The sequence below is a fragment of the Paracraurococcus ruber genome, from assembly GCF_004353985.1.
GTDB lineage: Bacteria > Pseudomonadota > Alphaproteobacteria > Acetobacterales > Acetobacteraceae > Paracraurococcus > Paracraurococcus ruber.
The window spans coordinates 1-7861 of the sequence record NZ_SMOA01000249.1 but is presented as its reverse complement, the minus strand read 5'-3'; the positions used below and the strand labels follow the sequence as shown (position 1 = coordinate 7861).

The 7861-nt window shown below is 67.7% G+C and carries 8 protein-coding genes and 1 pseudogene; 8 read left to right on the top strand and 1 reads right to left on the bottom strand.

The window, feature by feature from the left end:
- Nucleotides 1-81 precede the first annotated feature (81 nt).
- Nucleotides 82-630, bottom strand: a complete 549-nt coding sequence (locus E2C05_RS25895) for a site-specific integrase (protein WP_133222545.1) — start codon at nt 628-630, stop codon at nt 82-84.
- A 391-nt stretch (nt 631-1021) separates the two neighbouring features.
- Between E2C05_RS25895 and E2C05_RS25890 the strand changes: the two genes are divergently transcribed.
- The 8 genes and pseudogenes from E2C05_RS25890 to E2C05_RS25855 all read left to right on the top strand — a co-directional run.
- The gene (locus E2C05_RS25890) at nt 1022-1432 is read left to right on the top strand and encodes a CopG family transcriptional regulator (protein WP_408901632.1); all 411 of its coding nucleotides are present in this window, start codon (nt 1022-1024) and stop codon (nt 1430-1432) included.
- Nucleotides 1433-1879: 447 nt separating this feature from the next.
- Entirely contained in the window at nt 1880-2830 is a 951-nt protein-coding gene (locus E2C05_RS25885; RefSeq protein ID WP_200306231.1) for an extracellular catalytic domain type 1 short-chain-length polyhydroxyalkanoate depolymerase, read from the top strand.
- A gap of 202 nt (nt 2831-3032) precedes the next feature.
- A complete protein-coding gene (locus E2C05_RS25880; RefSeq protein ID WP_133222542.1) occupies nt 3033-3440 on the top strand; it encodes a DUF4112 domain-containing protein in 408 nt (135 codons plus the stop codon).
- An 8-nt stretch (nt 3441-3448) separates the two neighbouring features.
- The gene (locus E2C05_RS25875; protein ID WP_133222540.1) at nt 3449-3856 is read left to right on the top strand and encodes a hypothetical protein; all 408 of its coding nucleotides are present in this window, start codon (nt 3449-3451) and stop codon (nt 3854-3856) included.
- Nucleotides 3857-4177: 321 nt separating this feature from the next.
- Entirely contained in the window at nt 4178-4828 is a 651-nt protein-coding gene (locus E2C05_RS25870; protein WP_133222539.1) for a ParA family protein, read from the top strand.
- Nucleotides 4825-5538, top strand: coding sequence for a hypothetical protein (locus E2C05_RS25865; RefSeq protein WP_133222537.1), 714 nt, complete (start codon nt 4825-4827; stop codon nt 5536-5538). Before E2C05_RS25870 ends, E2C05_RS25865 begins: the two co-directional genes overlap by 4 nt.
- A complete protein-coding gene (locus tag E2C05_RS25860) occupies nt 5535-5780 on the top strand; it encodes a hypothetical protein (protein WP_133222535.1) in 246 nt (81 codons plus the stop codon). The genes E2C05_RS25865 and E2C05_RS25860 overlap by 4 nt, the downstream gene beginning before the upstream one ends.
- 416 nt (nt 5781-6196) lie before the next feature.
- Nucleotides 6197-6880: pseudogene (locus tag E2C05_RS25855) on the top strand (IS6 family transposase); the annotation flags it as partial.
- Nucleotides 6881-7861: the final 981 nt, after the last annotated feature.

Sequence of the window (7861 nt, the reverse complement as noted above, 5' to 3'; positions counted from 1 at the left end):
GCATCCTGGGGCATGGCCGGCGCCACCCGCGCCCGGGGGCTCGCCCCCGGGCGCGGGCAGTCGCGCTGGACTGGGGAATTTTCAGCCAGCACTTCCGGGGAGGATTGGGCCAGCAGCTACAAAGGAGACGTGCTCGCGCTGGATTGCCACCAGCTCGCTCCGCCGCAGCGCCCCGGCGTAGCCGAGCAGCAGGAGGGCACGGTCGCGGGTGCCGGCGAGGCCACGGTCGCAGGCCGCGACGAGACGGCGGATCTCGGCGGTGGTCAGCGCCGCGGCCTGCCGCGCCGGGGTGCCATGCCGGCGGAGGATGCCGCGCAGCGTGTGACGGATGGCGGGGTGGCCGGGGTTCCAGGGGTGGCCGGCCAGCGCGTGCGCCAGGCCGATGGCGGAGAGCCGCCGGCGGAGCGCGCTGCGGCCATGGGTGGTGGCCAGCGAGGCGAGGTAGGCGGCGATCGCCTCGGGTGCCGCGGGCAGCGGCGGGTGGCCGTGCTGGCTGCACCAGCTGATCCAGTCGGCCCAGTCCGCGCGGTAGGCCCGGCGCGTCGCGGCCGAGAGGCTCCCGGCGGCGTAGGCCGCCGCCTCGCTGGCAGGCAGGGCGGCCGGGGCGACGCGGGCGGGCAGGTCGGACATGGCGGAATCTCAGCAGCTTGCGCGGTTTGGGGCAAGCGCCGCTCACCTCCGATAATGCGGTATTATCAGAGGTGAGGCCCAGGAGGCCGGCCACTCCGGAGGGGCGAGTGGAACGGCCAGGATCGCGTGCCGAACGGAGGGCCGCGCGCTCGCCTCCAAAGGAGCCTCGGCGCGGAAGGCCAGACCCCGCCGGGGCCAGCTGCCCCGCTCTCGCGCTGCGCCACGCAGCGTGGTTGCCGTCGGCAAGGTGGCAGCCCCCCTCACCCGGCATCCCCGCGGGTCACGGCAACGGCACCTTGCCCGCAGGCTCCTGTGTCTTGCGGCAGCCTGACCGCGCGCCATCTACCATCCATCCAGATGGTCAGGGGATGTTATAGGGATGGCTGGCCACATGCATACGCTCCGGCCCAAGGTCGGCAGCGACACCGAGAAGATCACCATCAACCTCGGCTACGTCGATCTCGGCCACATCGACCTGCTGGTCCAGGACGGCTTCTACTCCAACCGAACGGACTTCATCCGCACCGCGATACGCAACCAGATCGAACGCCATGCCGATGCAACCCGGCAGTCCGTCGCCCGGAAAAGCCTGGACCTCGGGCTGCGGCATTTCAGCCGTGCCGATCTCGAAGCGGTGCGCGCGGCGGGGCACCGGCTCGACATCCGAGTGCTGGGGCTCGCCAGCATCGCTGCCGACGTGACGCCGGAGCTCGCCCAGGCGACGATCGCCTCGATCTCCGTCCTCGGCGCGCTGCAGGCCAGCGCCGTGGTGAAGGCCGCGCTCGCCGACCGCACCCGCTGACCGGACCAGGCCCCATCGCATGCCGCTGACCGCCACGGATCGGCGGCGCGGCGACCATCCGTTTCCACCACCGGCATCCCATGCGGGAAAGCCGGGCGAGCCCGCCTGCGACCAGGGCTGCCCCGCACCCGCGCATCGAAAGCATCAGACATGAACGCCATCCTGCCCCCCTCCATGCTCGAGGCGACCCGCCTCACCCGCGAAGGCAAGCTGACCGAGGCCTCCGCCCTGCTGTAGCGCCTGCTGCACGGCGAGGCGCCGGCCGGCGCCGCTCCGGCCACGGCGGGGACAGCGGCAAGCCCTGCGGCCGGGCGCCTGCCGCGCATCATCGACGTCGACCCCGAGACCGGGGAGGCGCCCACCGCTGCGGCGCCGCCTGCGGCGGCGTTCCGGTGGCCTGGCGGCGGCGCGGGGGGCACCGCCAGGCCGCCGGAGGCACTGCAAGGCATGCTCGACCGGAGCGGCCGGGGCGGCCTGGCGCAGGGCCTGGGCGGGCTGGCCCAAGGAGCCATGGCACGGGCCGAGCCGCTGCCGGAGGGAGCCAGGTTCCTCGCCGGCAGCTTCGGCAGCAAGGCCGGGACCCGTGGCTACAAGCTCTACATCCCCAGCACCCATCGCGATGAGGCGGCGCCGCTGGTCGTCATGCTGCACGGCTGCACCCAGTCGCCCGACGATTTCGCCGCCGGTACGCGGATGAACGCCCTTGCCGAGGAGCATGGCTGCCTGGTCGCCTACCCGGGCCAGACCCAGGCCGCCAATGCGCAGAAATGCTGGAACTGGTTCAGCCCAGGCGACCAGCAGCGCGACCAGGGCGAGCCCGCGCTGATCGCCGGCATCACCCGTCAGGTCATGCGCGACCACGCGGTCGATCCGCGGCGGGTCTATGTCGGCGGGCTGTCCGCCGGCGGCGCCGCGGCCGCCATCATGGCGCAGGCCTATCCCGATCTCTACGCCGCGGTGGGCGTGCATTCCGGCCTGGCCTGCGGCGCGGCGCGCGACATGCCCTCGGCCTTCGCCACCATGCGGCAGGGCGCCGGCGCGGGCCAGGCCGCGAGCGGCAACCGGCGGATCGTCCCGACCATCGTGTTCCATGCGGACAAGGACCACACGGTGAACCCGCGCAACGGCGACCAGGTCATCGCCCAATCCGCGGCGGCGGGCGACCTGCGGACCACCGTGCAGCGCGGCCAGGTGCCGGGCGGGCACGCTTATACCCGCACCCTCCACAGGGACGCCGCCGGCCAGCCGATACTCGAGCAATGGCTGGTCCATGGCGGTGGCCATGCCTGGTCGGGCGGCAGCGCCGCCGGGTCCTACACCGACCCGCGGGGTCCCGATGCGTCGCGGGAGATGCTCCGGTTCTTCCTGGAGCACCCGCACGCCACCGCGCCGGCATGATCACGCCGACGCGGTCCTCGGCCTCCCCGCAAGGGGGGGGGGCTTCCGCGGCGGTGGGGTTCGCGCAGGGGGAAGGCCGGACGCCTTTGCCCTGCGCGGACCGGAGGCCGTTCCGCTCGAGATCGGCGGCCACGTCCCGCGCCGTTGCCCATGACCGCGGACGGCCCTGCGGCGTTCCATCGTCGGACCCCGTGAGATCGCGATGACCCCCCACCCATCCCTTGGCCGGACACTGCCGCCGCGTGTCGCCCCAGGCCTGCCGTCCCTGGCGCGGCTGGAGATCATCGCCGATCTCCTCGACAGCCGCTGGCGGATCCCCGGTACCGGCATCCGCTTCGGGGCGGATGCGCTCTTCAGCCTGCTGCCCGGCCTGGGGCCGGTCGTATCCACGGTGATCTCCGGCTACCTGATCTGGGAGGCCCGCCGGCTCGGCGTCTCGACCGGGACGGTGCTGCGCATGATCGGCAATGTGGGATTGGATGGCCTGATCAGCGCGGTGCCGGTGGCGGGTGCGGTGGGCGACGTGTTCTTCCGGGCCAATCGCCGCAACATGGCACTGCTCCGGGAGTATCTCGCTCGGCCAGCTCTATGGGCGCCACCCACCAAATAGACAGGTCCATGAACGGCAGTGCCTACTTGGTCACCGGCGGCATCCCGCTGCTGGAGTTCGGACTGCAGCTTGACAAGTTCGTCGATGGCATGCGGCACAGCCTGATCATAGGCCGCCTCGACATGGACAAAAGACGCCAGACACCGCCTTTCTCGGTTAAGGCTTCAGAGCCCAAAAACCACACGGCGGCGGATGCCCGCCGTGAGCGTCTTCAGCGTTCCCCGACCTTCGTAGGGCAGGTCGCCCGTTGCAGGGCGGCCGGCGCGGTGCCGAGCAAGGATGAGGCGGCTCGATTTGTCGTCGGGTTGCACAGGAGAGGCTGTAAGAGCACCGCTTTCCCCGGGGTTGCCGATGCACTTTTGAAAGCATCTGCACGAAGCCCGGACCGAACGTTCGATCCGGCCTGGTGCTCCTGAGAGCGACTTACCGCTTCTCGGCCCCAGACTTCTCAGCCGGGGCTTGGGCTGCGTGGGTCGTATCTTCAAGTTATTGCAGCGCTCAATGAGCGTCGGGCCTTAGCGCCATTCATCTTCATCGCGCATGCGGCAGGCTTTGCCTCGATCCTGGCCTCCCCATCACGGATGGTGTTTGCAAGCCCAGTGTGCGGTCCTAGAGTTCGGCATGAAAGACACTGGAGCCTTCAGAAACGTCCGGCGCGGTTTTACCGGTAAAAATCTTGCTTGTCTGGCGCAACAGTTGGTCCCAGTTTGCCGCCGGAAACCAGTTGCGGGGCTGCGGTGCAACCTGTTGTCCTTCTAAGCAGCCCAAAAGGTGGCTGTGGGAAATCTTCACTTAGTCGCAACATTCTCGTCTCGGCCGCGCAGGCCGGCAAGCGGGTGGTCGGCGTCGATCTCGACAAGCAAGGAACACTGACAACCTGGTCTGAGCGCCGGGAGCGGGCGCGGGTTGCGGTCCCGAGCCTGCCGCCGGTCCCAGTCATTCCGGCTGAACTCGACGACTGGCGAGAGGCCCTGGCGCATGCCCGGGCCACTGACGCCGACCTTATCGTCGTCGACACGCCACCAAGTGTCGAACTCAACCTGAATGCCGTTCTTAGCCTCTCCAGCGCGGCTGACCTGATCCTGGTGCCAAGCCAAACCACGATGGACGATGTCGACAGCACGGCTCCCTGGATGAAGCGCTTACTAGCCACCCAGGCCAAGGCTGCCTTCATCTTGAACCGCGCCAATCGTCGAACCCGCGCCTTCTCAACGATCCGCGCCAGGCTCGTTGCTGTCGGACCGATCTGCCCGATCGAGGTCGGCCAATTCGAGGAAATTCCGGCAGCCGCCGGCAAGGGCTTGGGGGTCCTCGATCTTACGCGGACCAACAGTGGCGAGACCTTCGAAGCACTTTGGTCCTACGTGGCGCGCGAGGTTGGACTATGAGCGCGAAAGTTTCGCTACGCCGCTTCGCTGCGCTCGACAGTGACGAGCAGCAGCCCGCTGACACGCGTCCAGCCGCCCTCGACCGGCTTATCCAGGTACCGGGCGACGTTATGGACGCGCTCACAGCAGTCTTCGGCGAAACTGGCCTGCTTGAGGACCAAGCTCGCGTCGCCAAGGTGCTTGAGGCTCGACGGGAGGTTCAGGCGTCCTGGGGACGTGCGGCAAAGTCGTTCATTGAGGCGGGCAAAGCGTTGCTCCGCCTCGATGTAGCATTGGTGACACCGGCAGAGAGAGCCGCACTGAAAGCCGGCTGCGAGCGCCTGTTCCCGTTCAGCGACCCAGTTGCCAGCCAGTTGCGCTCGGTTGCTCGGGCTGTCGAATCCGGCCTCTTGCAGCCCGAGAGCTGTCCGGCGAGTTACAGCGTCGCCTACCAGCTCTGCGTAATGGAAGCCGGCGACTTCGCTGAAGCCAAGCGCCGCGGACTAGTTTCACCGTCGGTCACCCGGGCCGCCATCATTGCTTTCCGTAAGGAGCGGCAGAGGGCAGCCGAGGCGAGCACGCGCGTGGATGAGGCAGGACTGCGAGCTGAAGCCCAGCGCCTTGGCACCCGAATCGCACACCTGCAGGCCGAAATCAAAACACTTGAGCGCCGTCAGGCCGAGATCGCACGATTGCTTACCGCTGAGCCGGAGGCGGGCGGCACATCGTGAGCGAAGGCGCCAGCATCGACCTTGTCCTTGCCGAGCAAACCAAGCTCACGGCCACACTGCTGAATACGATTGCGGCCGGGTGCGTTGTGGCCGGGATTATCACGCCGCTGGTTGGGATTGCTCTCGGTGCCCTCCAGATCACCTTCGACCTCCGACTTGCAGTGGTGTTTTGCGCTTTGCTCTATGTCAGCGGGACCCTACATTGGACCGCAAGGCGGATCCTGAGGAGGCTCGGCCCATGACCCTCAACGACGTGTTGCTGCTTGGTTTAAGCGTCGGCGGTGCCTTTGCTTTTGCGGCCTGGGCATACTGGCTCAGTGGGCACAAGACCTGATCCAGGACAACGCGGGGGAGGGGACGTACCCGTGCACCTCCCGCCACCGGGGTGACGGCTTTCAAGCCTGCTCGGGGCCGCGCCGACAGCTATCCGTTACACGTCACCCGCGTTCTTCCACCCTGGCGAGCATTTCGTCTGCGCGGTGATTTTTAGCCCCTGCTGTCTGCGTCGGCAGCGGCTGCCTGCTGCTGATTGCTCGTATGCTCGAGCCGAGGCCTCCCAGGTGTGCCGGGAGGAGACGTGCGTGCGAAAGGCCACGTGATGGCATTGCCAACTTCGCGGTCGCTGGGCGGAATGAGGCTGGTGGGGCATGCTCACTCGATGTCGTCCGAGCCCTCGACCTACCCCGGCTACCGCTTGCCGACCGCGATCATCAGCTACGCCGTCTGGCTTTACCACGTCTTCGGCCTGAGCCTGCGCGAGGTGGAGCTGATCCTGGCGGAGCGCGGGATCGGCGTCACCCACGAGAGCATCCGGCAGTGGTGCCGCAAGTTCGGCGCCGACTTCGCCCGCAAGCTCCATCAGCGGCGGCCCAAGCCGGGCGACACCTGGCACCTCGATGAGGTGTTCCTGAAGATTGGCGGCCAGCTGCACTACCTCTGGCGCGCTGTCGATCAGCACGGCTTGGTGCTCGACATTCTGGTGCAGGGCCGCCGGAACGCCACAGCCGCGAAGCGCTTCTTCAAGCGCCTGCTTGTCGGCCTGAAGTACAAGCCCAAGCGCCTCGTCACTGATGGCCTGCGCAGCTACGGTGTCGCGCACCGAGAGGTGCTGTCCGAGGTGAAGCACCAAACCAGTCGGTACCTGAACAATCGTGCCGAGAACTCGCATCGGCCAACGCGGCGCCGAGAGCGACAGATGCAGCGGTTCAAATCGCCGGAACAGGCGCAGCGCTTCCTGTCATCCCAAGCCATGATCTACGGCCACTTCCGTCCACGGCGACATCTGATGACCGCTGATCAATATCGACGCGCTCGTACCCAAGCCTTCCAGGTGTGGCGAGAGGAGACGCGCGTCCAGATGCCAGCCTCAGGAGGACGACAGCCGTGGCTGTATTCGGCGCGAGCGTCGGCTCAACAACTTGACAATGCCCGTCGACGCCCTGCTCGGCGTAGCGCCGTTGCCAGCGCCACACGGCGGGGCGGCTGACGCCCGCCCGTCGGGCCACCTCCAGGACCGGCAGCCGATCAGCGGACAGCAGGATAATGTTGGCCCGCTACATGTGCTTGAGCGGGCGGTTCAGGTCGCCGATGATCGCACTCAGGCGGGCGCGGTCGTCCGATCCAACGATGACACTGATGGTCTGGGCTATGTCCGGAGAATTCCATCGCAGCAGCCCGCTGTGAATCCTCCGTTTGAGTCAGTGCACTAGGGCGTTGGTCGCGGGAGCCATGATAGCGCACTACGGGCCACCGACCTGCGCTGCTTCGATAGATTGCGCAAGACAGTGGCGCCAAACGGGCTGGTCGAGGTATCCGCGCGCCAGTGAGCTGAGGAAGCTAAACGCGGAGAAGGGTAGTCCAGCCCAGTTCACTGCCTTGGACTCTCCTCACGCTTTGTCCGAGTGGTAGGGCGTGAGTCGAGTCCAAGCCGGTCACGCCTTCAGCGCCCTCTTCTCGGCGACGGGGGGAGCTGACGGATAAAGGATCAGACCCTCCTTCTCGTCCACCGTCACGCGCGCTTCCGGATAGACGGGCATTGCCAAGTTGGTGAGCCCTGGCCGGAGCGGCATGGCTGGGCGAAGCTGGCTGGATGCCGTCCGACCGCGTCACCTACCCTGGCTTCCGCTTCCCGGCCGAGATCATCAGTAAGCGCTGGCCCGGTGCCCTTCTTGTCTTGGACGGAAGTCGCTGAGAGGTAGGCTGTCGCGGAGGAGAGGCGATGGCCGGATCGAAGTCTCACATTGGTGCTAGCACTGATGCAGCCGCAGATGGTGTGACGCGGGTTGAGATCGTCACACGCGGCGAGCCGAGGCGCGAGTACACC